The organism is Hydrotalea sp., from assembly GCA_030054115.1.
Taxonomy (GTDB): domain Bacteria; phylum Pseudomonadota; class Alphaproteobacteria; order JASGCL01; family JASGCL01; genus JASGCL01.
The window spans coordinates 1-25,107 of the sequence record JASGCL010000007.1 but is presented as its reverse complement, the minus strand read 5'-3'; the positions used below and the strand labels follow the sequence as shown (position 1 = coordinate 25,107).

28 protein-coding genes and 1 tRNA gene are annotated in these 25,107 nt (G+C 48.4%); 12 read left to right on the top strand and 17 right to left on the bottom strand.

Translation table 11 applies throughout. The features are described 5' to 3' along the window. Positions 1-69: 69 nt before the first annotated feature. The 6 genes from QM529_02635 to QM529_02610 form a co-directional block, all read right to left on the bottom strand. Positions 70-957, bottom strand: a complete 888-nt coding sequence (locus tag QM529_02635; GenBank protein MDI9313560.1) for an outer membrane protein assembly factor BamD — start codon at positions 955-957, stop codon at positions 70-72. A gap of 3 nt (positions 958-960) precedes the next feature. Continuing rightward, positions 961-2,574 (bottom strand): Do family serine endopeptidase, encoded by a 1,614-nt coding sequence (locus QM529_02630; GenBank protein ID MDI9313559.1) that lies wholly within the window; start codon positions 2,572-2,574, stop codon positions 961-963. Further along, positions 2,571-3,587, bottom strand: coding sequence for an ABC transporter ATP-binding protein (locus QM529_02625; protein ID MDI9313558.1), 1,017 nt, complete (start codon positions 3,585-3,587; stop codon positions 2,571-2,573). Before QM529_02625 ends, QM529_02630 begins: the two co-directional genes overlap by 4 nt. Before the next feature lie 59 nt (positions 3,588-3,646). After that, positions 3,647-3,733 (bottom strand) — tRNA-Leu (locus QM529_02620). A 124-nt stretch (positions 3,734-3,857) separates the two neighbouring features. Further along, positions 3,858-4,562 carry an ABC transporter ATP-binding protein gene (locus QM529_02615; GenBank protein ID MDI9313557.1) on the bottom strand — a complete coding sequence of 235 codons (705 nt, stop codon included), beginning with the start codon at positions 4,560-4,562 and terminating at the stop codon, positions 3,858-3,860. Between the two features lie 16 nt (positions 4,563-4,578). After that, positions 4,579-5,895, bottom strand: coding sequence for an ABC transporter permease (locus tag QM529_02610; GenBank protein ID MDI9313556.1), 1,317 nt, complete (start codon positions 5,893-5,895; stop codon positions 4,579-4,581). A 168-nt stretch (positions 5,896-6,063) separates the two neighbouring features. On the opposite strand from QM529_02610, the gene cbiB reads away from it, so the two are divergent. From cbiB to rsmD, 3 genes are read left to right on the top strand one after another with little or no spacing between them, the layout of a single operon-like run. Further along, positions 6,064-7,101, top strand: coding sequence for an adenosylcobinamide-phosphate synthase CbiB (gene cbiB, locus QM529_02605; GenBank protein ID MDI9313555.1), 1,038 nt, complete (start codon positions 6,064-6,066; stop codon positions 7,099-7,101). Further along, complete coding sequence (locus QM529_02600) at positions 7,098-7,856, top strand: pseudouridine synthase (protein MDI9313554.1); 759 nt, start codon at positions 7,098-7,100, stop codon at positions 7,854-7,856. Before cbiB ends, QM529_02600 begins: the two co-directional genes overlap by 4 nt. 16 nt (positions 7,857-7,872) lie before the next feature. Next, positions 7,873-8,451, top strand: coding sequence for a 16S rRNA (guanine(966)-N(2))-methyltransferase RsmD (rsmD, locus tag QM529_02595; GenBank protein ID MDI9313553.1), 579 nt, complete (start codon positions 7,873-7,875; stop codon positions 8,449-8,451). Between the two features lie 12 nt (positions 8,452-8,463). Here the strand turns inward: rsmD and QM529_02590 are convergent, their stop codons facing one another. Continuing rightward, positions 8,464-9,189 carry a hypothetical protein gene (locus tag QM529_02590; GenBank protein MDI9313552.1) on the bottom strand — a complete coding sequence of 242 codons (726 nt, stop codon included), beginning with the start codon at positions 9,187-9,189 and terminating at the stop codon, positions 8,464-8,466. Between the two features lie 42 nt (positions 9,190-9,231). Beyond that, positions 9,232-10,707, bottom strand: a complete 1,476-nt coding sequence (gene betB, locus QM529_02585) for a betaine-aldehyde dehydrogenase (GenBank protein ID MDI9313551.1) — start codon at positions 10,705-10,707, stop codon at positions 9,232-9,234. A gap of 147 nt (positions 10,708-10,854) precedes the next feature. On the opposite strand from betB, the gene QM529_02580 reads away from it, so the two are divergent. Both QM529_02580 and aroB read left to right on the top strand, forming a co-directional pair. Continuing rightward, a complete protein-coding gene (locus QM529_02580) occupies positions 10,855-11,457 on the top strand; it encodes a shikimate kinase (GenBank protein MDI9313550.1) in 603 nt (200 codons plus the stop codon). 54 nt (positions 11,458-11,511) lie between these two features. Next, the gene (gene aroB / locus QM529_02575; protein MDI9313549.1) at positions 11,512-12,666 is read left to right on the top strand and encodes a 3-dehydroquinate synthase; all 1,155 of its coding nucleotides are present in this window, start codon (positions 11,512-11,514) and stop codon (positions 12,664-12,666) included. Between the two features lie 42 nt (positions 12,667-12,708). Here the strand turns inward: aroB and QM529_02570 are convergent, their stop codons facing one another. Beyond that, the gene (locus tag QM529_02570) at positions 12,709-13,437 is read right to left on the bottom strand and encodes a recombination protein O N-terminal domain-containing protein (protein MDI9313548.1); all 729 of its coding nucleotides are present in this window, start codon (positions 13,435-13,437) and stop codon (positions 12,709-12,711) included. 312 nt (positions 13,438-13,749) lie between these two features. Here QM529_02570 and QM529_02565 point away from each other — a divergent pair, with 312 nt between their 5' ends. The 3 genes from QM529_02565 (at position 13,750) to QM529_02555 (ending at position 16,340) form a co-directional block, all read left to right on the top strand. Beyond that, positions 13,750-15,054, top strand: a complete 1,305-nt coding sequence (locus QM529_02565) for a CNNM domain-containing protein (protein MDI9313547.1) — start codon at positions 13,750-13,752, stop codon at positions 15,052-15,054. 84 nt (positions 15,055-15,138) lie between these two features. Continuing rightward, on the top strand, positions 15,139-15,747 hold the full coding sequence (locus QM529_02560; GenBank protein ID MDI9313546.1) for a DUF2889 domain-containing protein: 609 nt from the start codon (positions 15,139-15,141) through the stop codon (positions 15,745-15,747). Then, positions 15,699-16,340, top strand: a complete 642-nt coding sequence (locus QM529_02555) for a dihydrofolate reductase (protein ID MDI9313545.1) — start codon at positions 15,699-15,701, stop codon at positions 16,338-16,340. Before QM529_02560 ends, QM529_02555 begins: the two co-directional genes overlap by 49 nt. Positions 16,341-16,372: 32 nt before the next feature. On the opposite strand, the gene QM529_02550 is transcribed toward QM529_02555, so the two are convergent. The 5 genes from QM529_02550 to QM529_02530 are packed head-to-tail and all read right to left on the bottom strand — an operon-like array spanning position 16,373 to position 20,295. Then, on the bottom strand, positions 16,373-17,047 hold the full coding sequence (locus QM529_02550) for a VTT domain-containing protein (protein MDI9313544.1): 675 nt from the start codon (positions 17,045-17,047) through the stop codon (positions 16,373-16,375). Beyond that, a complete protein-coding gene (locus tag QM529_02545; protein ID MDI9313543.1) occupies positions 17,047-17,754 on the bottom strand; it encodes an ATP-binding cassette domain-containing protein in 708 nt (235 codons plus the stop codon). Before QM529_02545 ends, QM529_02550 begins: the two co-directional genes overlap by 1 nt. Further along, on the bottom strand, positions 17,738-18,394 hold the full coding sequence (locus tag QM529_02540) for an ABC transporter permease (GenBank protein MDI9313542.1): 657 nt from the start codon (positions 18,392-18,394) through the stop codon (positions 17,738-17,740). The genes QM529_02545 and QM529_02540 overlap by 17 nt, the downstream gene beginning before the upstream one ends. 54 nt (positions 18,395-18,448) lie before the next feature. Beyond that, positions 18,449-19,216 (bottom strand): YaaA family protein, encoded by a 768-nt coding sequence (locus QM529_02535; GenBank protein MDI9313541.1) that lies wholly within the window; start codon positions 19,214-19,216, stop codon positions 18,449-18,451. A 2-nt stretch (positions 19,217-19,218) separates the two neighbouring features. Then, the gene (locus tag QM529_02530; GenBank protein MDI9313540.1) at positions 19,219-20,295 is read right to left on the bottom strand and encodes a M23 family metallopeptidase; all 1,077 of its coding nucleotides are present in this window, start codon (positions 20,293-20,295) and stop codon (positions 19,219-19,221) included. 156 nt (positions 20,296-20,451) lie between these two features. Between QM529_02530 and QM529_02525 the strand changes: the two genes are divergently transcribed. Together QM529_02525 and QM529_02520 are read left to right on the top strand one after the other, a co-directional pair. Next, positions 20,452-20,682: a hypothetical protein gene (locus QM529_02525; protein ID MDI9313539.1), complete on the top strand. Its 231-nt coding sequence runs from the start codon at positions 20,452-20,454 to the stop codon at positions 20,680-20,682. A gap of 201 nt (positions 20,683-20,883) precedes the next feature. Next, complete coding sequence (locus tag QM529_02520) at positions 20,884-21,114, top strand: hypothetical protein (protein MDI9313538.1); 231 nt, start codon at positions 20,884-20,886, stop codon at positions 21,112-21,114. Positions 21,115-21,145: 31 nt separating this feature from the next. On the opposite strand, the gene xseA is transcribed toward QM529_02520, so the two are convergent. After that, positions 21,146-22,531, bottom strand: a complete 1,386-nt coding sequence (gene xseA, locus QM529_02515) for an exodeoxyribonuclease VII large subunit (GenBank protein ID MDI9313537.1) — start codon at positions 22,529-22,531, stop codon at positions 21,146-21,148. A 123-nt stretch (positions 22,532-22,654) separates the two neighbouring features. On the opposite strand from xseA, the gene QM529_02510 reads away from it, so the two are divergent. Together QM529_02510 and QM529_02505 are read left to right on the top strand one after the other, a co-directional pair. Beyond that, a complete protein-coding gene (locus tag QM529_02510; GenBank protein ID MDI9313536.1) occupies positions 22,655-23,464 on the top strand; it encodes a hypothetical protein in 810 nt (269 codons plus the stop codon). A 5-nt stretch (positions 23,465-23,469) separates the two neighbouring features. Then, positions 23,470-24,306: a site-specific DNA-methyltransferase gene (locus QM529_02505; GenBank protein MDI9313535.1), complete on the top strand. Its 837-nt coding sequence runs from the start codon at positions 23,470-23,472 to the stop codon at positions 24,304-24,306. A 2-nt stretch (positions 24,307-24,308) separates the two neighbouring features. On the opposite strand, the gene QM529_02500 is transcribed toward QM529_02505, so the two are convergent. Further along, on the bottom strand, positions 24,309-24,554 hold the full coding sequence (locus tag QM529_02500) for a hypothetical protein (protein MDI9313534.1): 246 nt from the start codon (positions 24,552-24,554) through the stop codon (positions 24,309-24,311). 192 nt (positions 24,555-24,746) lie between these two features. Then, positions 24,747-24,896: a hypothetical protein gene (locus QM529_02495; GenBank protein MDI9313533.1), complete on the bottom strand. Its 150-nt coding sequence runs from the start codon at positions 24,894-24,896 to the stop codon at positions 24,747-24,749. Positions 24,897-25,107: the final 211 nt, after the last annotated feature.

The following is a 25,107-nucleotide window of genomic DNA, read 5'->3' as shown; positions in this document are numbered from 1 at the left end:
TTTTTTCTTATCGGTAATTGGTGGCAATTTTGGGGCAAGATTTGAATCGCCGCCCACCCGCGCCTTATTTTACTGCGCGCCTGGCGTTTGGCTGTTGGACGGCTTGGTGGGTAAGGTGCTGGGTGGGGTGATAATTTTTTTATTTGGTTTGGTTTTGTCCAATGGCTTGTCGGGGCGAGTCGCCGGTGGGGTGGCTTTTTTATTTTTCATCACCAGGTCGTAACTATAACGATACCAGGGCGAGGCCGGGTAATTTTTGCCCAACAGGGCGGCGTAACGTTGCGCCTCGTCCTTTACCCCCGCCATGGTGTAGATTTCGACCAGCCGCGCCAAGGCCTCGGGCACCGCGCTGGTTTGGCCATAACTATCGATAACGGTTTTAAATCGGTTGATGGCCGCGGTGCTTTCGCCGCGATTTAAATAAAACCGACCGACGTTCATTTCCTTGGCGGCCAATTGGTCAAGCAGAAGGCCGCGCTTGCTGGCGGCATCCTTGGCATAGATGGTGTTGGGGAAACTGGTAATTAGTTGGTTGAAGCTCTTTAGCGATTCCTCGGTTAGCGATTGGTCGCGGCGCGCGTCTTCTATCTGCTCAAAATAGGACATGCCGCGCAGGTAAAGGGCGTAGGACGATAAGTTGTCGCTGGGGTAAAGGCTTAAAAAAACATCGACCAAGGCACCAGCATTGACCTGGTCTTGCGCTTGGTAATAACTATAGGCCGCCATGATGTAAGAATTCTTTACCGCCTTGGAATAGGGGAAATTATAAGGGATGGTTTCAAAGGTTTTGGCGGCCTGGACAAAATTGCCGTCGCGATAAAGGCCGATGCCGAGGTTGTAGGTATCCTCCGCCGTGCCGCCGTTGAGTGGTGGCGTGTCGTTGGCGCAGGCCGGCAAAAACGCCAACAGCATCAATAACAATAGGGTGCGGGGTAGGGAGAATATTTTTTTAAGCATGATTTAATTTTGGGTTGGGTCAATTTTTACCAGGGCAAAACCACTGCCCGGGACAAAAATAAACATTGGGAAGGGTTTCTTGCTGAGGATAAGTTTTTTTAATTGCGCGGCGGCCAATTCGGCATTGCTGGCGGTTTGGCCATCGATTGATAAAATCAGCGTGCCAATCATGACATCGTTGGCGATGCTATCGCCCTTGTTTTTATTGGCATCGTTGGTGAAGGCCGAGATAAGCACGCCGGGTAAATCGCTGGAGAGGTATAAGATGGCACGATCTTGGTCGGTAATATTTCTGATGGCAAAGCCGAGGTTGTCGATGACTATACCGCCGCCCTGAATCTTTTTAAATACCGTCATGGCACTTTTGTTGATATCATCGTCGCTACGGTTGAGCAGTGATAGCACAATATTTTTGGTGACAATTTGCTTGTTTCGCCAAATGGTCAGGTTGACCGCCTTGCCGCTTTTTTCGCTGGCGACAATTCGTGGCAGGTTTTGCGATTTTTTTACCTCTTGGTTATCGATTTTTAAAATGATGTCGCCGATTTTAAGCCCAGCGGTGGCGGCCGGGCTTTTATCGACAACGCCGACAATCAACGCGCCGCGCGGGCTGTTGGTTAGGCCAAATTGCTGTGCCATGTCCTCGTCGACCTCTTGCAGGGCGACCCCCAGCCAACTGCGGCGTGGACTGCCGTAACGTTTTATTTGCTCGATAACATCGATAGCTTGGTTGGCGGGAATGGCAAAACCGATGCCGATGTTGCCGCCGGTTTCGGAATAGATAATGCTGTTGATGCCAACCACCTCGCCCTTGATATTAAACAGCGGGCCGCCCGAATTGCCACGGTTGATGGCGGCATCGGTTTGGATAAAATCGTCATATTGGCCGGCGCCGATATTGCGCCCCAGCGCCGACACAATGCCGACCGATACCGACCCGCCCAGGCCGATAGGGTTACCGATGGCGATAACCCAATTGCCAACCCGCAATTTGTCAGAATTACCAAATGTCACATGGGGCAGGTTGGTGCCGTTAATTTTTAGCAAGGCAACATCGGTGCGGTCATCTCGGCCGATAACCTTAGCAACATAGCTCCGGTCGTTCGACAGGGTAACACGAACCTCGCTGGCGTTTTGGATAACATGGTTATTGGTGACGACCAGACCATCCTTCGATATTAAAAACCCCGAGCCAATGCCGGCGATGGTGCGTTTTTGCGGTTTGCCACCTTTCTTGTCATAATTGTCGGGCGGGGTGTAGCCAAAATGTTTAAACAACTCTTGCAATTCGGGGGGGACGCCGGCATCGCCAGACTTGATGACCTCGGTTTGCAGGCTTCTGATATTAACCACCGCGGGTGATAATTTTGCCACCAAATCGGCGAAGCCCTCATCGTTGGGGATGCGATTGCTCCCCACATAGCCCGATGTTTTGGCCAGTTGGGTCTTGTTGCTGGGGGAGGTCGCGGGGGTTGCGGTTTGCCCTATCGCGGGTTGTGCAAAAAAATCAGCAGAAAAAAAAATCCCAGCTAGATAAAAAAAACCAACCAGCATCAGGCTTATCAGGCATCGCTGGCCAGCGTTGCGGCGCGGGGAAGTGGTTTTTTGTTGCGTCATGCTTGCGGTTGGTCGGGGGATGATGGCGGTGGAACCTTCCTGGTTAATTGCAGGAAGATATCCTCCAAATCTGATTCTTGGCTGGTGATGTCTTTTATCACAACCTGTTGTTGGTTCTTGATAATATCAACAATTTCGCCCGCCGAATGGTCGCTCGGTTTATAGGAAACCTTGAGCAGGAAACCATCATCGGTCGCGGTTTGTTGGCAAGAAAATTGTTGTAAAATAGCGGCCTCGGCCGGTAAGGGCGCGGACAAAACAAATTGCAGGCTTTTTGCATCGAGTTTTTTTAACAAGATGTCTTTTTTCTCATGCACCAATAATTTCCCCTTATCGATGATGGCAATGTCGTCGCATAATTCTTCGGCTTCCTCCAAATAATGAGTGGTGAGCAGAATCGTCACGCCGTTTTTATTCAGGGCGCGCACATTATCCCACAATTGGCGGCGCAGGTCGATATCGACGCCGGCGGTTGGTTCGTCCAACACCAAAATTGGTGGGTTGTGGACCATCGCCTTGGCCACCAGCAATCGGCGGCGCATGCCACCCGATAAATTCCGTGCGTAGGTTTTGGCCTTATCCTTGAGCCCCACCATGTCCAAAATTTCCATGGTGTGGCGGTCTTTTTTCTTAATGCCATAGAGGCCAGCTTGCAATTCCAACAATTCGTCGGGCACAAAAAATGGGTCGATGTTTAATTCTTGCGGCACAATGCCGATGGCGGCGCGGGCGTTGCGCGCGTCCTTATCAATATCGATGCCCCATATTTTAACCGACCCCGAGGTTTTCATTGTCAGCCCGCCCAAGATATTGATAAGGGTCGATTTCCCCGCGCCGTTCGGGCCGAGGAGCGCGGAAATACTGCCGCGTTTTATTTTCAGCGAAACATTATCCAGCGCAGTGACCTCGGGCGCGCCCTTGCGCTTTTTATAGGATTTGCAAAGCCCGCTGATGTCGATGGCATTTTCGGGCCCCTGTTGGCTGTCGATAACGGGAAAAAATACGTCGGTCATGTTAGTTTTTTTAGCTTAGGGTTTAAATGTTGTTGCTGGTTGGATGATATTGTCCATTATGGTGCCCAGAAGAAGACTCGAACTTCCACGATGTTGCCACCACAAGTACCTGAAACTTGCGCGTCTACCAATTCCGCCATCTGGGCTTGATAACTTATTTCCATATCATATTCAAGTGGCATAATAAAGCGACAATTGCGATGGAAATGAGGTTTTGCGGGGGCAACCTTGGCCTAAAGCGCAGCGGCTTTTTGGGCGATAATTTTTTGCTTAATTGCCGCCGAGCAATTTTTTATCCTTAATCAATAATTGTTTTTTAAGCTGTTTGGCGCGTTGCCAATCATGGGTCGCAATGATAGCGGCCATGTTGCGGCTGGCGATTTCCTTCAGCAGGATATTAAAAACCTTGTCGGCGTTTTCGGGGTCGAGGTTACCGGTTGGCTCGTCAGCCAACAACAATGTTGGTTCATGCACCAACGCCCGCGCCAGGGCGACGCGTTGCCGTTCACCGCCCGATAATTGCGCCGGGTAATGGCGCAATCGCGCGCCCAGCCCAACCCGTTGCAACAGGGCGGTGGCGCGGTCGGTGGCAAATCTTCTTTTTTTCTTCAGCACCAGCAACGGCATTGCGACATTTTCCAGCGCGGTCAATTCATCAATCAAATAATGATGTTGAAACACAAAACCGATGGTGTGGCCGCGCCAATTGTTTTTGGCCGCTTCGTTAAAATTGCTGGTGTTTTTACCATGCAACAAAATCGCACCGCTTTGCACATTGGCCATCAGCCCCAGCAGGTTAAGCAGGGTCGTTTTCCCCGCGCCCGACGCGCCGAGCAACGCCACCGCGTCGCCGGCCTTTAATTTTAGGTTGAGGTTTTTGAACAGCGAAATTTTTTCACCGCCGAGCGAGAACTCGTGGTTTAAATTTTTTACCTCTAGGATGGTTGGGGCTGACATTTTTTTATTCTGGCTCATTTATTATTTTTTTCCATTATTCGTGACGCAAAATATCGGCGGGTGGTAATCGGCTGGCGTTGATGGCCGGCCACAGGGCGGCGAGGATAGAAATCATCAGGGCCAAACAATTGATAAGAATCACATCCGAGACAATAATTTTTGACGGCAATTGGGTGAGGTAGTAAACCTCCGGGCTGAAAATTGGCGTGCCGCTTAATTTTTGTATAAATTGGCGGATGGCCTCGGCGTGGCTGGCGATTAACACACCGAATAACGTGCCAAGGCACGTGCCGATAATGCCGAGCGATGAGCCGGCGATGAGGAATATCGTCATCACCAGCCAACGACTGCCACCGGTCGCGCGGACGATGGCGATGGTCGATTTTTTTTCCTTCACCAACATCGATTGGCCGGAGACGACGTTAAAGGCCGCAACCATAATTATCATCGTCAAGATTAAAAACATCACGTTGCTTTCGACCTTCAGGCTCGACACCAATTGCGCGTTGTTGCTTTGCCAATCGAGCGCGACCTCGTTATCGGCAAGTTTTGGTTTTAGCATTTTTAAAAATTCTTTGCTTTCGCCGGGTTTTTGAATCATGATTTCCAGCTTTTGCACCTGGCCATCGCCCTGGCGCATGAAACCGCTGGCAATTTTCGGCGGCATGAAAACAATGTTGCGGTCGTAATCATTCATGCCGATATGGAAAATGCCGATGACTTTATATTCTTTGGGATTTGGCAGGAGACCAACCTTCGATTCGGTTAGGTAAGGCGGCACCAGCGTTATTTTATCGCCGATTTCGATATTGTAGGCATTGGCCAGGCCGGCACCGATGACAACGCCGTCCCCTCGGTCAAAACTTCTCCACGGCAGGCTGTCCGGCGTGAGCGAATCACGGAACACCGAGCGTTTGACAATATCTTGACCGCTTAAACTGCGAATCAGTAATGCCGAGGCCGTTTGGTCGCGAATCAACACCGCCTGGGATTCATTAACCGCGCTGACCGATATTATACCGGGCAGGGCGGTGAAGGCGTTGCCCGCGGTGTTATCAAGCAAGTCGCCATGTTTTTCATAAATCTGCACATGCGATGAAATACCCAATATCCGGTCGATGAGTTCGATGCGAAAACCATTCATAATCGACATGACGACAATTAATGCGCCAACCCCCAGCATGATGCCGAGCATCGAAAACCACGAGGTCAAAGAAATAATACCGCGCTTGCTGTGCCCGCCGCGCAACAGGCGAAAGGCCATGTAAAATGCAAACCCCATGAATGACGCGGCAGTGCCAAGCCGTAAGGCGCGGGGTATTTTTTTAAAAAAAGCGATGATTTTTTGCATGCAGGATTGTTGGCGTTATTGGCTTTTACATTGGCTTTTCTATGGGCTTTTCCATGGCGCGGTTTGTCAAAATAATCTATAGCAATAAATCACTGGGTTTTCTATCAAAACCGCTCAAAAATCTTGATGGAAAACCGCTGGAATCCGCGCTTAAAAAATACTTGTCTTATGTTGTCTTCCTTGCCTTTTTTTCATTTGCCGCCGCTATTTTTGGTGGGTGGTATGGCGGGGTTGGTGGTGGTCATTGGTAGTGGTTTGGAATTGCTATTGGCCATGGTTTATTGGTGGGCGGGCACGCACCGTATGTTGGCCAAGTTTTTTTTACACCCGGTGATGGTGATTGGTTGGTGGTTGCTGTTGTTGGAAAAAATACTTTATCGCGCCGCGCCAGCCAAAATAAAAAACAACCATGGTAATCCTAGGCGCGCTAACCTGCGGCAATTTATGGCGGGGGTTGTTTATATTATCCTGGCCATTGCGCCGGCGGTTGGTTTATGTTTTATCACCCTGCCGGCGGTGGTGGAGGTTATCATGGTTGCATTCATGCTGGCGGGGGGCAGTTTATTCATCCATGTTGCGGCGGTGGCGCGGGGTTTAGAAAAAAACCTTACCGCTGGCCAAGCTCAAGTGCAAAAAATTGTCAGCCGCGATGCAAAAAAGTTAGACCGCGCCGGCGTCGCCCGTGCCGCGTTGGAATCGCTGTCCGAAAATTTTTCTGACGGCGTGGTCGCGCCGATGTTTTTTTATTTTTTATTCGGCCTGCCCGGCATGATGCTATATAAAATTGTCAACACCGCCGACAGCATGGTTGGTTACGCCAACCAGCAATATTTTTATTTTGGTAAGGCGTCTGCGCGGTTGGACGATGTGTTAAATTTTTTGCCGGCGCGCTTGGCGGCGTTTTTTTATTTGTGCGCCGGTTTATTATTTGCGCCGTGGCGGTTTTTTAAAACCATCGGCATCATCATCGGCCACGCCCCCAACCATTCATCACCCAACAGCGGCTGGCCGGAGGCCGCCTTGGCCGGCCTGATGGCGATAACCCTGGGTGGGCGGCGCGTTTACCCGGGCGGCATTGTGAAAACCACCACCATCGGGCTGGGCCGCGCCAATTTGGGCGCGCGCGATATTTGGCGTGGGTTAATTTTAACCGCCATTGCCTTTTTGCTGTTGTTATCGGCCTTGGTGCTTTATGGTGTGGCATGAGCGAAGAATCAATTATTAAAAAAGAGCGCATCGCCAAAAAATTATCGCGGCATGGTGTGGCGTCGCGCCGCATGGCCGAGGAAATGATATTGCAGGGGCGCATTGCCGTTAACGGCGCGGTGCTGACCACGCCGGCATTTTTGGTGGGCGATGGCGATGAGATAATGGTCGATGGCACGCCGTTGGTGGCGAAACAGCCGGTGCAATTTTACCTGCTTCATAAACCGCGCGGCATGATAACCAGCATGAGCGACGACCGCGGACGCGCCTGCATCGCCGATATTTTGCCGGCCGATAAAAAAAACCTGAAGGCCATCGGCCGGTTGGATTACAATAGCGAGGGGTTGTTGTTGCTGACCAACGATGGCGAGGTTAAACGCCAATGGGAGCACCCGTCGAGCGAAATTATGCGCGGTTACCGCGTGCGGGTGTTTGGCCAACCCGACCCGGCCGAATTGGAAAAACTGGCTGGTGGCATAACGATAGATGATTTTCATTATCGTGGCATCAAGGCAAAAATTGAGGATAAGGAAAAAATAAATTGTTGGCTTTACATGGAATTGCTGGAGGGGAAAAACCGCGAGATAAGACGCATCATGGAATATCTAGGTCACCCGGTGTCGCGGTTGATTCGCGTGCGTTACGGCAGTTTCATACTCGGCAACATGCCGCCCGGCGTCCTGCGCCCCGCGACGGATGAAGAAACCAGCGCGGCGATAAAAACAATGCCGCTACCGACGACGATGACAACTTGACGCGAGGAAAAAAAACATGGCGGTGAAGATTCTTTCCGGCAATTTTAAGGGACGGACGTTGCAGACGCCCGAGGGGCTGGGCACGCGGCCGACCGGCGTGTTGGCGCGAAAAATGATGTTCGACATGTTGCTGACCGATAAAAAATGGGGTCGCGATTTATCGGGTGCGCGGGTGATTGATATTTGCGCCGGCGCGGGGTTGCTGGGGTTGGAGGCCATGAGCCGTGGTGCCGAAAAAATATTATTGATAGAACACCAGCCCGATGCGGTGGCGGCGATAAAAGAAAATATTGCGCGGTTGCGCGTCGAAAATGGCGCGACCATTGTGCCGCAAAAACTCCCCGGTGCTTTTGGTTTTATCCCCAGCGAATTCATGCCGAGCGAGGTTATTTTTGCCGACCCGCCATATGACCGCGATGATTTATTGGCGGCGATTATAAATGGCGTGGCGGAAAAAAAACTATTGGCGCAAAATGGATTTTTTATTATTCAAACCAAACCGAAGATAGATTTATCTTGCCCGCCAGAATTTAAAATTATTGATGACCGCCGGCGCGGCAATGCCCATGTTTGGTTTTTGCAATGGTCTAAATAAGGTAATTATTTTTTACCGCACCAATTTTATAAATGCTTGGGTTTGGTTAATTTCGGCGATGGTGGCGTTTTTTTTGGCCTGCGCCACGGCGTCGATGCCCCATTTTTTCGCTTGGTATTCTTGCTCGGCAAAGGCGTAGGCGAATAACGTCTCCGCCGGAACATCACGCTGTAGCGTAAACATGGCGATGAGCGGTGATTGCAACAACCCCGACAAATAAAACACCGCACCGGCCAGCCAATCATTCCACGCGGCAATATTTTTTTGAACCTTATCGCTAATGGTTGGCGACAGGGGCGGTGGTTGCAAATCATAAACAATCGGTAGGGCGGTGCCAAAATATTGTGCCGCCCAATGCCACAATGGTTGCCAGGTCGATGTTAAATAGGCCATTAATTCTTGGTGGTTATCATCGACAAATAAAATTGTGTCGTGGCGCAACGACGATAAAAACGCGAAATCATGGTCGGCGCGTTTGGCCATAACATTATCGATGATGGTCATGGCAAGGGGCGCAAAAAATCGCTTGGCTATCGGCAATGTTTCATATTCGCGGGCAACATGGTCGGCCAAGGTTTTTTGCGGCAAAACCAACCAATGGCCGCGCGGTGTGATAATTTTTTTCTCAGTTATTTTTTTCTCGGCGTTTTTTTTATCGCTGGTTATTTTTTCGATAAGCCCATAACCGCCAGTTACCTCGTCTTGGCGCAATAAAAATTCGCGGGTGATGTTGGTCATCAATGGTTATAAAAAAACTTACCAGAAAAATTACAAAGAAAATTAATATGGCGCGCTCGCCACGCCCATTTCAACATAAACCGATTTGATTTGCGTGTAACTTTCCAACACGGCCTTGGCATTTTCGCGGCCCAGGCCGGATTCCTTGTAACCGCCGAACGGCATTTCAATCGGCGTGATGTTAAAATTATTTATCCAAATGGTGCCAGTTTCCAACTTGGCGGCGACGCGGTGGCCCTGCTGTAAATTATTGGTGAATATGCCGCCCGACAGCCCCATCGTGCTATGGTTGGCGCGGGCGATGACTTCTTCTTCGCTATCAAATGGCAAGACCGACATCACCGGGCCAAAAATTTCCTCGACACAAATTGTCATGTCGTCGGTGCAATCGTAAAACACCGTCGGGGCAATGAATAAACCCTTTGGGAAATTCTTCACCACCGCCGGTTTGCCGCCGGTTAATAACGCCGCCCCACCCTTGATACCGACATCGATATAACGCAAAATACTATCATATTGCGTTTGGCTGACCACCGGCCCCAAATGGGTTTTGGGGTTCAATGGGTCGCCCAGGATAATTTTTTCGGCGCGGGTTTTTAAGCTGGCCAAGAATTCTTTATAAACCCCGCGTTGCACAAACACCCGCGTGCCGTTGGAACAAATTTGCCCCGACGAATAAAAATTTCCCAAAATCGCACCCGACACCGCGGCGTCGATATTCGCGCTGTCAAAAACTATCAGCGGTGATTTACCGCCAAGCTCCAATGTAACTTTTTTTAATGTCTCCGACGCGGCGGCCATGACCTTCTTCCCCGTTGCGACCGAACCGGTTAGCGAAACCTTGGCAATTTTTTCATGGCGCACCAATTTGTCGGCGATAGCGCCATTGCCCTGCAACACTTGGAACACGCCATCGGGCAGGCCGGCTTTTTTATAAATCTCCGCCAATTTTAGCGCGCTCAAGGGTGTGACCGACGCCGGTTTGAATATCATCACATTGCCGGTCGCCAAACATGGTGCCGATTTCCAACAGGCAATTTGTATCGGGTAATTCCACGCCCCAAGGCCTAGGCAAATGCCCAAGGGTTCGCGGCGGGTGTAGGCAAAATTATCGCCCAGCGGAATATAATCGGACGTTTGCCCTTGAATAATCCCGCCAAAATAATCCAAGCAATCCGCGCCGGATAAAGCATCGGCGACGATGGTTTCGGCGATTGCCTTACCGGTATCAAGCGTTTCGATGCGCGCCAATTCGTCGTTGTTCTCCCTTATTAATTCGGCGGCGCGGCGTAAAATTTTGCCACGGGTAGAAGCAGGGGTGTTGGCCCAAATGGCAAAGGCCTTTTCCCCGGCGGCAATGGCGGCGTTGATAACCGCGTCGTCAGCGTTATAAAGGGTGGCAATTTTTTCCAAGGTCGTCGGGTAAAGCGAATCGAACGCGCCGCTTTTATCGGTGCTTTCCATATAATCACCATTGACGAAGTGACTTTTTGGTGGTTGCAGGTTGTGGTTGGTCATGTAATTCTTTCGGGCAATAATTATTTTATAGATTGTTTCTGCTTATTCTTGCTTATGGCTGATTTTATGATTGAAAACCCATCGAAAATCAAGCAAAAAGAAAAGGCAAAAATTATATAAAAAGGCTAGGGGGAAAAAAATTAAAAAATGTTGGCGGCTAAAAAAAATACTTATCGTTTGAAATCATCGGTATTCCTGGTCGGGATGATGGGTTCGGGCAAAAGCAAGGTCGGCAAATTGCTGGCCGAGGCTATCGGTGTTGATTTTATCGACACCGATGAGGTGATTATTGCGATGGAGGGGAAATCCATCACCGATATTTTTACCGACCCCGCCCTGGGCCAGGATTATTTTCGCAAAAAAGAATTGTCGGTGATGAAAAAAATCCTTAGCACCACGGCAAATAAAAAAAACAACAACAAAATTATCGCCGGCGGTGGCGGGTCGTTTATCAACCCCGCCATCCGAAAATTATTGCGCGAACAGCAGGTGGTTACGATTTATATCGACGCGCCGGTTTGGGCATTGTGGATGCGGGTGCGCCACGGCAAGGACCGCCCATTGCTAAAGGACAAAAACCCCAGAAAGAAATTGCGTGAAATTTATAACGCACGTCGCGCGACATACATGACGGCGGATATTATTTTGCCCTTTGGCCCGCTGGGCGGCGGTTCAAAAAAAAAGAATATGTCGCGGTTGTTGTCTATCCTTATCAAACATGGTATAGCTGAAGCTGTAAAAGGCGAATAAGCCTTCAAAATTTTTTACCCAACAACGCAACGCTTCAACCCCGTCTCACCGCATTTGTCCTACTCTTTAAACAAACCAATTACCATTCCGCTGAGATTCGGGACTCATGCCTACCATGTCGTTGTCGGCCATGGCTTGCTGGCCAATTTGGTTGATTACATCGACCGCGAAAAAATAAAAGGCGCGACCTTGCCGCTGGTTATCGATGTCGGCTTAACCAATCATTACGGCGAAAAAATTAAAGACGATATCGCCAATAATTTTCCCGACAAAACAATTGTTCAATTGCTGGTCACCGCGGGGGAGGCAAGCAAGTCGCTCCTCCGTTATGCCGATTTAAGCGAAAAACTATTGGCCTGCGGCTTGGAACGGCAATCGTGGTTGCTGGCGGTCGGCGGCGGCGTGGTGGGGGATTTGGCGGGGTTTTGCGCCGCGACATTATTACGCGGCATCAATTTTATTCAGGTGCCGACGACGTTGCTCGCCATGGTCGATAGCTCGGTCGGTGGCAAAACCGGCATCAATTCCAACATGGGCAAAAATTTAATCGGCGCGTTTCACCAACCAAGCTTGGTGCTGGCCGATATCGATTTTTTAAAAACCTTGCCGCAGGCCGAGGTCAGTGCCGGCATCGCCGAAATTATAAAATACGGCGCGATTATGAGCGAGGATTTTTTTCAATGGCTGGAGGTTAACATGGAAAAACTGGTCGCGCTCGACCCCGCAACCGTCAGCCACGCGATAGAACAATCGGTCAAGATGAAGGCCGAGGTCGTGATGCAGGATGAGAAAGAAAGTTCACGCCGTATGCTCCTGAATTTTGGTCATACATTTGCCCACGCGATAGAGGCCGAATATCAATACAAACGCCTGTGGGAAGATGGCGTCCTGCATGGCCAGGCGGTGGCGGTCGGCATGATGCTGGCGGCGCGTTTTTCGGAATCGCTGGGCAAGACAAATGACAAGACAAACAACATCAGCGCACGGTTAGAAAAATTATTACAACGCGCCAAATTGCCAACCAAATTGTCAGATTTGCCAGCCTATGAATGGTCGGTTGATGCGATGCTGGCCCACATGCAACATGACAAAAAAGTCAGCAACCAGCAATTGGTTTTCATCTTGTTAAAATCGCTGGGCGAGGCGACGATAGATAAAACAATCCCCTTGCCGGCGGTGCAGGATTTTTTATCCAGCGTGATAAAATAAATAGCAAAATAACCAATTGGTAAAATAAAATCTGTTGCGCCGCTACGCCGCGACCTTGCCCGCCAATTGTTGGCGTATGGTTGGCAGGCCGTTTTTTTTCACGCTGATAAAAAGCCGTTCCAAAAAATATCCCGACAGGGCCAGGGCCTGCGCCTTGCAACTATCGCTCGCCGCCAATTGCGGGTCGAGCAAAAATGGCGGCAGGGGGAGGAAGGGCTCGCCCCGCGATTGTGCCGCCGCCAAATTGTCGCCGCGGTTTTGGTTTAACAACACAACCTCCTGCCCATGGTGCAGGCTGAAACCATAACCCAAATGGGCGAGCAGTTGATATTCAAACCGACAATAGGCCGATAGGTAATCATCGGGGTCGTCGACCACATTGTTGCGACCGCTGAAGGCGCGAAGCAACGCAACGGCCTCGTCATAAAGTTGCGGCATGGGCATACGCTCGGGCAATAAACTGGCGAGCAGGGCCAGGGCAGATTCAAAAGCCTGTAATTTTTTTGCCGAAAAAGAAAGGGCATAGCCACCAAATGGCGCGAGCAATTCGGTGCGCCATTCGCCCAGGTGATCCTCCAACCGCGCGTGCCACGTGGCGCGCAACAAATTGCCGCGTTGAAATTGCTGGCGGGTTGCCTTGTTCTTGGTGTAGCGGTGAATGCCGGTGTAAAGCCCATGGTCGCGGGTGAAGATAAACAGCCGTAGCGACTGCTCGTGAAAAATAACCGCACGGGTGATAAACCCTTCATCTTGCCATTGCATGGTTTGCATTATAACACCGATTCACCGGTTAATAAATTGTTGCAACAAATTATTGCCATGAATTTGCGCGGCATGAATCATTTCTTAAGATTGCATTTATGCTTGATTTTCGATAATTTTTCCCTTATAATCATCCTACATCGGTTGCAACTTATCATTTATAAATACCGAATTTTTTATACCTATTATGCCTGATTCCGTTCCTGAGCAGAGACGATTTATCGTTTCCCATTATTTTTCTATCGCTATTTTTAATCCCGCGCCATTATTCAGCCGGCGGCAAACCATAACCCAGATTCGGCAAGGGGATGGGACAGGCGCATGACGCAGGTTTTTATTACCTATTTGCCGCAAATTTTATTGCTCGGGGTATTGTTAATATTGGCGGCATTTTTTTCGGCGGCGGAAACGGCCATATCGGCGGCGTCCTTGCCGCGCATGGTGTCTATCGCGCGCGATAAAAAATCACCGGCGGCAAAATTGGCGGTTGGTATATTAGAAAATAAAGAACGGCTTATTACCGTGATGTTGCTTTGTAACAACCTGCTGAATATTTTTTTGGCATCTTATTTTACCTATTTCATGACATCGATGTTCGGCGTCCGGGGGTTGGCGATTGCCGCCAGCGCGATGGGGGCGGTGATGGTCATATTTACCGAGATCATTCCCAAAAACATCGCGGTCTACATGGCAAACAAAATTGTCTTGTCCTTGGCTTACCCCCTGGTGGTGGTTAGTTATATAACCCGACCATTAACATGGTTGATAGAGGGCATGAACCGTGCGGTGATATGGTTGTTCCGTTTAAAAAAAGACCATGCCGGCGAACGCGATGACGAATTGCGCGGCGTGATAGAAATGCAGGAAGAAAGCGATGCAGTCGAAAAACATGAAAAATTGATGTTGCAATCGATTCTCGATTTGGCCGACAATGCGTTGGATAGTGCCATGACCTATCGCAACTCGGTCGAGATGATATCCACCGCCTGGCCGTTAAAAAAAATGCTGGCGGCGATTAGCCAATCACGTTACGGCCATTTGCCATTGTATCAAGACGACCCGGATAAAATCATCGGCGTTTTTCACACCAAGGAGGTGTTGAAAAAAAACCTGTGGCAAAATGGTTTGACCAAAAAACAATTGATTAAATTGGCCGACAAACCATGGTTCGTGCCGATTTCAACCACCCTGGCGCATCAGTTGCAGGCATTTCGCAAGGTCGGCAATCATTTCGCAATTGTCATAGACGAATATGGTGTTTTTAAGGGCGTGGTAACGTTGGAGGATATTTTGAGCGAAATTGTCGGTGATATCGAAAACATCGGCCAACCCAAAAAAGAAATGATGCAGACGGACGACGGGTCGGTGGTCGCCATGGGCACCGTCACGGTGCGCAACCTTAACCGTGAATATGGTTGGGATTTGCCGGAGGAAGGGGTCAACACCATCGCCGGCCTGTTACTGCGCGAGGCAAAAATTGTCCCCGAGGTTGGGGTCGGCATCACCGCCTTTGGCTTTCACTTCGTTGTGTTGGCGTTGGAAAAACAACAGATTAAAAAAATAAAAATAAAAAAAATAAAAATAAAAAAGACCAAGCGAAAAATTGGCGGGCTGTTGGTAAGGTAGCCCTTGCCCTAGCGGTGCACAGGTTTAGCGCAGGTTTGCTTGGCCGCGTAATTTATGATACGATGCGTCGATAGGGAAAAAATCATGACAGAAAAAAACAACGCAACAGCCGACAATATCATGCCCGCGGTTACCACGCGGCGCGAGTTATATCACACCCGCCGGATAGAGGCCGCCGGTTTTAAACGCGACGATGGGTTGTGGGATATTGAGGCCTGGCTAAAAGACACCAAGGGTTATGATTTTGACAATTTTGACCGCGGCACCATAAAATCGGGCGACCCATTGCATGAAATGCGCCTGCGCCTAACGCTGGATGATACCATGACGATTAAATCGGCGCATGCGGTTACCAATGCCTCGCCCTATCGCATTTGCAATAAAATCACCCCCAATTATTTTGAAAAATTGGTCGGGGTGCAAATTGCCGCCGGTTTTTCGCGCAAGGTAAAAGAATTATTTCACGGCGTTGCCGGTTGCACGCACCTGACCGACATGTTGCCGATAATGGCGACGGTGGCATATCAAACCATTGTTACGGCGCGGTTGCGCGACAGCAATAATACGAAGGGGTTGTCGCGGCTGGTAAACAGCTGTTACGGCTTTGACGAAAACCAACCGGTGGTCAAACATTACCAAGAAGAATGGGGAAAATCGGACGCGCGGCAAGAAGCATCGCCGGCAAAAAAATAATGACCGAAGCCTTTGGTTCGCCATTTGTCTCGTTGGTATTTGCCTTTGCCCAGCATGATGGAAAAAAAATTATTGGTGATGGTAATTGCCTGCCGTGGGACCATTTGCCTGAGGATATGCAAAATTTTAAAAAATTGACGATGGCACCACGGGTTATGAGCAATATCGCCACCCCCGCCATCATCATGGGGCGAAAAACATGGGACAGCCTGCCGCGGAAACCATTGCCCCACAGAAAAAATATTATCATCAGCCGGCAAAAAAACTTAAATCCACCCGACGGCGCGGCCGTGTTTGATGATATGGGGGCGGCCTTGCAGGCTTGCGACCACCAGGCAAGCGTTATCGGCGGCGCGGAAACTATTGACCTAGCCTATCGATTTGCCAATGTTATTTTTGCCAGCGAATTGCTGGGCGAGCATATTTTATCGCGCAATCCGCAGTCGCCATGTTATCTTACGCTTGATTATGAAAAAGACTTTACCGAGGTCGAGCGGGTGGAGTTTCTCAATGCCAGCATTCCCTTCATCGTGCGCGAATATCATCGCCATGGTTATAATGCAGAAGCCAATTTGAAAAAGCTACTGGCCTAATAAAAAAATATTTGCAAAAAATATTTGCAAAATTATTTTCTGCGGATTTTTTTTACCACCACCGGCAACAACGCCAGCAAGCCCAAACCGGTGAAGGCCAGCAATATATTGGGCGATACCAAACCCGACAGCGACGAGATGCTCCCCAATTGCGTGCCGATGTTGGCGTAGATGAAACTGGCCGGCGCAATACCAACCAAGGTGGTGATAAAAAACACCAGGGTTGAGACATTAAAAAATGCCGGCACAATATTCACCAAGAAAAAAGGAAAGGCCGGAATCAGCCGCAAAAACAACATGCCCGACCATTGGTTGGCCTCAATCTCCGACGCGATGTTGTTATAAATGCCCTTTGATTTTTTGGCCTTTTGCCGCAACGATTCGCCCAAGGACGTCTTGGCGACCCAAAAAATAATCGTCGCGCCGATGGTTGCGCCCAGCACGGTCAGCGACCCGCCCAGCCACGTGCCAAAGAAAAAACCCGATGATAATGTCAGCAAACTGGCAATCGGCAGGCTTAAGGCGACAACCAAGGCGTATAATAACAAAAACCCAACAGTGGCCAATAAAAAATTACCATCGATAAAATTGTTGATGGTTTCTTTTTGCGCCTGCAACAATTGCAACGACAAACCATAATGGTTGATAAGGTAAAAGCCAATAAGCGAGGCCAACACCAGCACCGCCAAGGGTAGAATTTTTTTCATTAGAAAAGCAAATTACCAGACAAGAACTTTTTTTGCAATTCGTTTTTTGGCTGTGTAAAGAAATCGCGGTTGCGTTGGCAAACGACAATTTTGCCATTGTGCATCAGGGCAATATCGTCGGCCAGGCGTTTTGCCTGGTTCAAATCGTGGCTGACAAAAATAACCTTTATCCCATTTGCCAATTCGTGGCGCGTCAAGTTTTCAAATTGTGCGGTCGATTCATGGTCAAGGTGCGCGGTCGGTTCATCCATCAACAACAATTGCGGCCGGGTGATAAGGGCGCGCGCCATGGCAAGACGTTGTTGTTGCCCACCCGACAAGGCGTTGGCTTGGTTGTTGCGTAGCGCGGTCAGGTTGTAATCAATGAGCAATTGTTCGGCGCGTTCGCGCTCGGCCGGCGTCAGGCCGTGCCCCAACATCCGTTGCCAAGAATTGCTTAAGGGAAAAACCAGATTTTGCCACACGGTGCGTTTTAAAAAAACCGGACGCTGGAAAACAAAACTGACATGCCGTGCGCGCGGCGCGACATGAACGGTGCCGGTGCGTGGTTTGATAAGCCCATCCAATATATTTAGCAGAACGGTTTTGCCCGCGCCATTTGGCCCCAGCAAAAACAGGCAGTCCTTGACCGGCAGGGTGGCATTCAGGTCGTTAAAAATAACTTGACCGCCTAGCTCCAATGACAGGTGTTTAATTTCTAATCGCATCTTGTAATAAAAAAACCACGGTGTTGATGATAAGCGAGATAGCCAGCAATATCGCACCCAGTGCAAGGGCGAGGGCAAAATTCCCCTGGCTGATTTGCAACGAAATATCGGTGGTGAGGAGCCGCGTTTGGCCACTGATGTTGCCGCCGACGATCATCACCGCGCCAATGGCCGACAGGGCGCGGGCAAAACCATTGGCCAGCATGGTGAGGATTTGAATCCGCCCCTCGTAAATAATCGTCATGGCCGAAAGCCATTTGCTTTTTTTTAACGATTTAAACAACGGGCGGTAACGGTCGTAAACTTGGTTTATCTGTTGCTGGCTGGTGAATATCACGAATGGCAAAACCAGCAACCCCTGGGCAATGACCATGCCGGTTGGGGTGAAAAGCAAATCGAGCCCGCCGAGCGGCCCGACTTGCGACAATAACAAAAACACCAACAAACCAACCACCACCGAGGGGAAGGCGAGGAAACTGCTGACCGCCAGCAGGGTTAGTTTTTTCAGGCGGAAACTATTCATGCCGATGAGCAAGCCAAAGGGAAAGCCAAGCACGAAGGCAAAAAATATACTATAAAAGGCAACCCAAAAACTTAAATAGACAACGTGATAAAATTCGGGGTCGGAAAGAAAGCTCATGATTACTTTTATTACATTGCGCGAAGTCTGTCAAATCGGCCGGCTATAGACGTATTATTTCACAAAACAAAAAACCGCGTCGGTCGAAGCGTTTGCTGAAAATTCATAACCCGCGACCGGCGTGTTTTTGATAACATCGGGGGTGATGCGCGCGCCGCGCGCCATTTTTTTTATCAAGGCCGATGCCATCTGGCCACGAAAATTTTTTATCACCATGCCGGGGCTTTGTAATTTGTTCTGCTTTGCCATTTTAAAATCAATCGTCAAAAACGGCGCGTTTAATTTTTTTTGGTCAATGACAGACGCATATTCGTTCGACGCGCAATTAACAATGAGCTCACGCTCGGTTTGCAAAACATCGGTGATGTGTGCCCGCCAAAATTCATAAAGGTTTTTGTGGCCGTCAAGTGCTAGCTCGATTCCCATTTCCATGCGGTAAGGTTGAATAATATCAAACGGCCGCAACAAACCATAAAGCCCCGAAAGAATGAACAGATGTTGACTGGCGATTTTTTCTTCCGTCGCGCTCCATTGCTCGGGCTTCAACCCTTGGAACGTATCGCCGGCAAAGGTCAAGGCCGCCGGCGTGCCGATGGTGTTGTCTTTTTTAAAATTCAAAAATCTTGCAAAATTTTCCTCGACCAATTTATCGGAAATATCCATTGCGTCGCGCAAGAATTTTTTTAATTCGGCAGGTTTTTTTTGTTGCAACAAATCGACAATAGCCATCGCCGATGAAAAAAACATCGGGCTGGTTAAGGGTTGCGCTGTCGATTTTTTTGGCGATTGTAATTTTTTGGCGGGCGACAGGATAATAAGCATGATTAGTTTTTTGCGACCTTTTGATTTTTTGGTAAAAACTGCGCGTTAAATTTTTTTCTATACCAATTGACCTGCCAATGCAAGTGCGGGCCGGTGGTGCGGCCGGTGTTGCCCGATGTCGCGACCAATTGGCCTTGCTTCACGACATCGCCCTCCTTAACCTTAAAACTATCGAGGTGCATGAAAACCGATTGCACGCCGATGCCATGGTCGATAACCATGGTGTTGCCCGACAGAAAAAATTTCTGCGCCAATATTATTTTACCGCTTTGTGGCGCGCGCACCGGCGTGCCAATTTTTAACGCCAGGTCGACGCCGTAATGGGGGTTGCGCGCTTCGCCATTCAGCACGCGTTGACTGCCGAAAATGCCGCTGATTTCCCCCTCGGCCGGCCAAATAAATTGCGCCAGCGGCGAAAAATTTGTCTCATCGCTGGTTTTGCGTAGGGCAACCACCATCTCGTTTTGTTTTTTAATCAGGTCGATTTGTTCCGCGTCGGGGTTGACATATTTGTTCATGACGCCGTTGACATGTTGAATATCATAAACCGATTGTTTAATTTTAAATGTTTCGGTTATTTTTTTGCCATTGCTGAGGACGAAGGTTATTTGTTGGTCGGCTGGGTCTTCTCGGTCGAAGGCAATAAAAAATTCCCGCGCGTCGTTGGTGCTAGCATTGGCTGATTTGGCGGCCGATTTGGTGGCCGAATTAGAGGCAGGCTTGTCGCCCGCGCCGGTGGCGGGGTTGATGGGCGGCGACAGGGTAAGATGCCGGTCGCCATAAATAACGGCGACAATTTTTTCCCCCGGGTTATCGCGGCTGACATCGGGCAATTTGCCGATAAGGAATCCACCCTGTTGCAATTGGCCGCGCAGAAAAAAATCCGGCGGGGTGATGGCCTGGTCGGCAACCGATTTTATCCCCTTATCGGCGATGCTGTCGCTGTTATTGGGTGCGGCGGTGGGCGTTGCCTTGGTTTCTGCACCAGTTTGGGCATGGAGCGATGAGGGCTGGGTTATGACAAATATCGCAAAAATTATGGCACGGCCCATGCCCAACAATGGTAAAAAACACCTCATGATTTTTTTTTTACCCTTTTTCCATGTGCCGCGCAAGACATGGTTAAAAAAATAATAAAAATAATTACATTTGTCCTTGATGTGAACTGCAACCTCGCGATAAAATAACGTGACAAACCATAAACCTGTAACAACTTTATAAAGAGAAAAGAAAAAATGAAGAAAACACATTGCAAAGAAATGGGTGGCGTTTGCGACGCCCCCCTCAGCGCTAACTCCTTCAGCGAAATGGGCAAGGCGATGCATGCCCACCTTAAGGAAATGTGCGACAAGGGTGATGCCGCCCACATAGCGCTACGCGACAGCATGGACAACGTGACCGCCGAATACCGCGCCGAATTTTTGGCGGGTATCGAAAAACGCTTCAACGCCTTACCCGACGCCTAAGGGTTCGGGTTGGCTTTGCCCGGGCTTTATCTGGACTTTATCTGGGCTTTATTTGCTTTTTAATGTTGATGGTGACGGCGCGGGTAATCTCGCCGTCGGCAAATTCCAACGCGCAATAATTTTGTTGTTGCGCGATGGAAGCAACTTGCGATAGAATGAAGCAACAAACCAACCTAACTATTTTATGAAGAGGTAAAAATCATGAAAAAAGTAATGTGCAAAGAAATGGGCGGCGCGTGCGACACCGTTATCACCGGCAATTCATTCGCCGAAATCGGGCAAAACATGCGTGCCCATGTTATGGCAATGTGCAACAATGGCGATGCTGGGCATATAATTCTGCGCGAGCGTATGCAAAATGCGACCGATGAAGAACGCGCCAAATTCATGGTCGACGCCGAAAAACGTTTCAACGCCTTGCCCGACGCTTAATGTCGGCCGCTTGGCGTCCGCGCTTAAAGCCTCATTCGCTTTTTGATGTTGCTGGCGGCAAGTTAATTTCGCCGTCGGCAAATTCCAACGCGACCGATTGGTGCGGCGCAATGGCCGATTTGCGCGACACAATTTCCCCCTGTTGCCGCGCGATGCTGTAACCGCGTTGCAATGTTTTTTTATAAGACAGCGATTCCAATAACCGGCCAAGGGTTGCCATTTTTTCGCCGCGTTCGGCAAAAAAATATTTTTGCCATTGCCGCAAATCGTTGGTCGCAACATTTAACGCGGTGGTTTTTTGCGCAATGATATTGGCGGGGGATAAAATACGTGCCCGCCAATGGGCAAGGTTTTTTTCAAACTGGTTTATCATGCGTTGGCTGACGCGGGCGATTTGCGCTTGGCTGTCGCTTAATTGTTGCAAGACATCGGTCAATAAAAATGGCAGGGCGATTTCCGCCGCGGCGGTCGGGGTGGGGGCGCGCATGTCGGCCGCAAAATCGATAAGGGTGGTGTCGGTTTCATGGCCGATGGCCGAAATAGTGGGGATGGTGCTGGCCGCGACGGCACGCACCACGGCTTCCTCGTTGAACGTCCATAAATCCTCTAACGCGCCGCCACCACGCGCGATAATCAACACGTCGGGGCGGGGGAATTGTTCGTCGCCCGCCGACAATTGATTCATCGCGGCAATGGCGCGGCACACATCGGCCGGTGCGCCCTCGCCCTGGACCAACACGGGGTAAAGCAAAACGTGGCAGGGGAATCGCGCGGTAACGCGGTGGATGATGTCGCGTATCACCGCGCCGGTCGGCGATGTGATAACGCCGATGGTTTTGGGAAATGGCGGCAGGGGCTTTTTCCGCGCGGCGTCGAACAAACCCTCGGCCAATAGTTTTTGTTTGCGTTCGGCCAAAATTTGTAACAAATTGCCGGTGCCGGCCAATTCCAATCGGTCGATGAATAATTGGTAATTCGACCGCGCGGCGTAGGTGCTGATTTTTCCGGTGGCCACTACCATCATGCCCTCGACCGGTTTGAACGGCAAGTAAGAAAATTTATGTTTCAACAAAAAACAATTCAGCACCGATTTTTCTTTTTCATCGGGGTCTTTCAAATTAAAATACCCATGGCCAGACGGGGCTTGCTTAAAACTGGAAATTTCGCCCACCACCCGCACATGGTCGAATTGCTGTTCGATGGCCGATTTCAACCGCGCCGAAATAACCCCGACCGGTTCGGGCGAATCATTGGGGGCGGGGTTTGCGGCGGCGCGGGTGGCCGCCTTGTCTGATGCGTCATTCGTTGCGGCATGCGTTGCGTCATTCATTATTGTGGTTGAGCGCGGCGCGTCGGGCCCGGCGCGCGGCGTCGGCGCCATGATAGAAAACAAATCGGGCAGGGGTTGCTTAACCATGCCACAAATGTAGCATGATTCTTTATTTATTTCGCGCGGCAAACCACGCGCATGCAACTATCTCCTAAATTAAAACTTGTCGTATAAAAAGAATCACTTTAATTTAGAAAAAGGAGGGTAGTTATGATTAAGAAAAAATTAAGCAAAAAACAAATCATTGAGATATTATTTACTGATTGTAAAAAGAAAGGCGATTTTGTCTTTCATAACGATGATGTTAAAAAAATTTCTCAAGGAACATTTAGCAATCAATTTGACGTCACGAAAATAGATTCGTCAACTAAATTGCCACCTATTTTACGGGAGATGAATTATGGATTGATTCATCTAGGGGGCGGCTATCATCAATTCGTATATGGTATAAATAACTTATATCATACGTTTGAACTAACAAATGACCAAATCCAATGGCCATATCAAAAAAGTTTGTTAAATAATTACAATACAAGCGAAAGCAATCTGTTATCGGTTGCCAACAATCAAAGGATTTTGCACCATTTTGTTTTTGGTGAAAATTGCGATGTTAATCATCCCGATATTAAAAAAAGACCAAAGACTTATTTTCCGCATCGGACAAAATACCAAATGTCTTATTTAATAAATAACCAATTGGTTGAAACAAAAAAATCCTTACAGATGGAAATTGATTTAACCATTGAATATCAAGGGGTGGTCGCGGTGTTTGAAGCCAAAAATGGCACGCCGATAGACTTCTCTATTTATCAATTATTTAATCCTTGCTACTATTATCATCAAGCGAGGAAGGATGAGAAAGTAAATGGTTCGTTAAAAGAAATCTACGCAGTTTATCTTACGCGCAAAGACAAGCTTTCAAATATTCTCAACTTGTGGTGTTATCGTTTTAAAAATCCAGAAGACATGGGCTCAATAGAATTTATTAAATCAGCAAGCTATCATCTTATCCACGAATAACCATCATGCAAAATTTATCTTTTAACCGCGTTTTTAATGACGATGTAATTAAGGTTTTAAAAAGCCTGCCCGATGAATCGCTCGACTTGGTTTACGGCGACCCCGATTATAATGTTGGCATCAATTACCACGGCAGTGATTATACCAAAAAGTGGGATGAATATATTGAGTGGTATATCGAACTAACCCGCGAATCCCTGCGCGTGTTAAAACCAACCGGCAATTTATTTATGATGAATTACCCAAAGCAGAATGCCCACCTGCGCGTAAAATTTTTAGACGACAATGCCTACGACGTGCAAGATTATGTTTGGGTTTACAACACCAATGTTGGCCATACGCCGCGCCGCTTGACGACGGCGCATCGTTCTATCTTGCACGCCACCAAAAGCAAAAATAATAATTTTTACAAAGACGCAATTGCCGTCCCTTATCAAAACCCAAATGACAAAAGAATCCAACAAAGGATTCAAGATGGCCATTTGGGCCGCATGCCCTATTCATGGTTTTATTACGACCTTGTTAAAAATGTTTCAAAGGATAAAACATTTCACGCCTGCCAAATTCCCTTGCCCTTGGTTGAAATGCTTATAAAATCCTGCACCAAAGAACAGGATAAGGTTTTTATTTTGTTTGGCGGTAGCGGCTCCGAATTGGTGCTTTGCAAAAAATTATTACGACAATTTATTTCTTGTGAATTGAACGAAGAATATTACGAAATGATTCTTGACCGATTGGCCAATGACGGAAAAATTAAAGACGAATATAAATTGCCGTTACAACAACGCCAGCAACAATTAGACATGGATGAATATAAGCAAGAGGCGGGTTGGCTGATATAAACTTAATGGTCGCTATTAAGGTCTGCTAATTTATTTAACCTAGCTACATATCCATCGCTTCTATCGACGCGAACACAAACCTCGCGCTCAGGGTCAAAAGCAAAATCCAAACCTTCCTCGGTGATAAGGGTTATTGAGCCGTCTTTTTCTTTTACGGCTTTTTGTAAATAAAGGTCATAATCATATTCGTGGGGCTCAAGCAAAAACAAACTTGAATCGAGGCGATAATCATTTATTTTATCGCCCATTTCTAATAATTTTTTGGCAGAAATATACATGCCCAATTGTATTTTCTTTTTATACCATTGTCAAATTAAAAACTTCTTTAAAAAAAGAAAGGTGGCCAGCAGAATCGCTGGCCACCTTTTTCCTGAAACCCATTTCCTCAAACAATAACCTTAGTCGGATATTATTATGGGCTCAGAATGAATCGTAGAAGATTATTTATCTTCTTCTTTTCGTTTAGCCACTGCTACTACATCTTGAGATGATTCAAGATTTTTTGCATCTGCTGGCCGTTTTGCTAATGGATTGTATTTTATACAATGCACATAGCTTTTTTTAGGTTTGTTATAATTTGTAGTTAACATGTTTCTCACCTCCTTTCTCTATATAGTTTGTTAATAAAATGTCCCTTTAGTTTTTATTCTAGATTCTCATCTAAAATAAAAGTATAGTATTATGAAGTGATTCGCCATAGAATACAACATAAGCTCTAGTTTTTCTTTTTATCGCCTGCGTACCCCCCCCTTGCAACGCCGCGCCATTCGTGCTATTGAAAAAACATACCAATAAAGATGA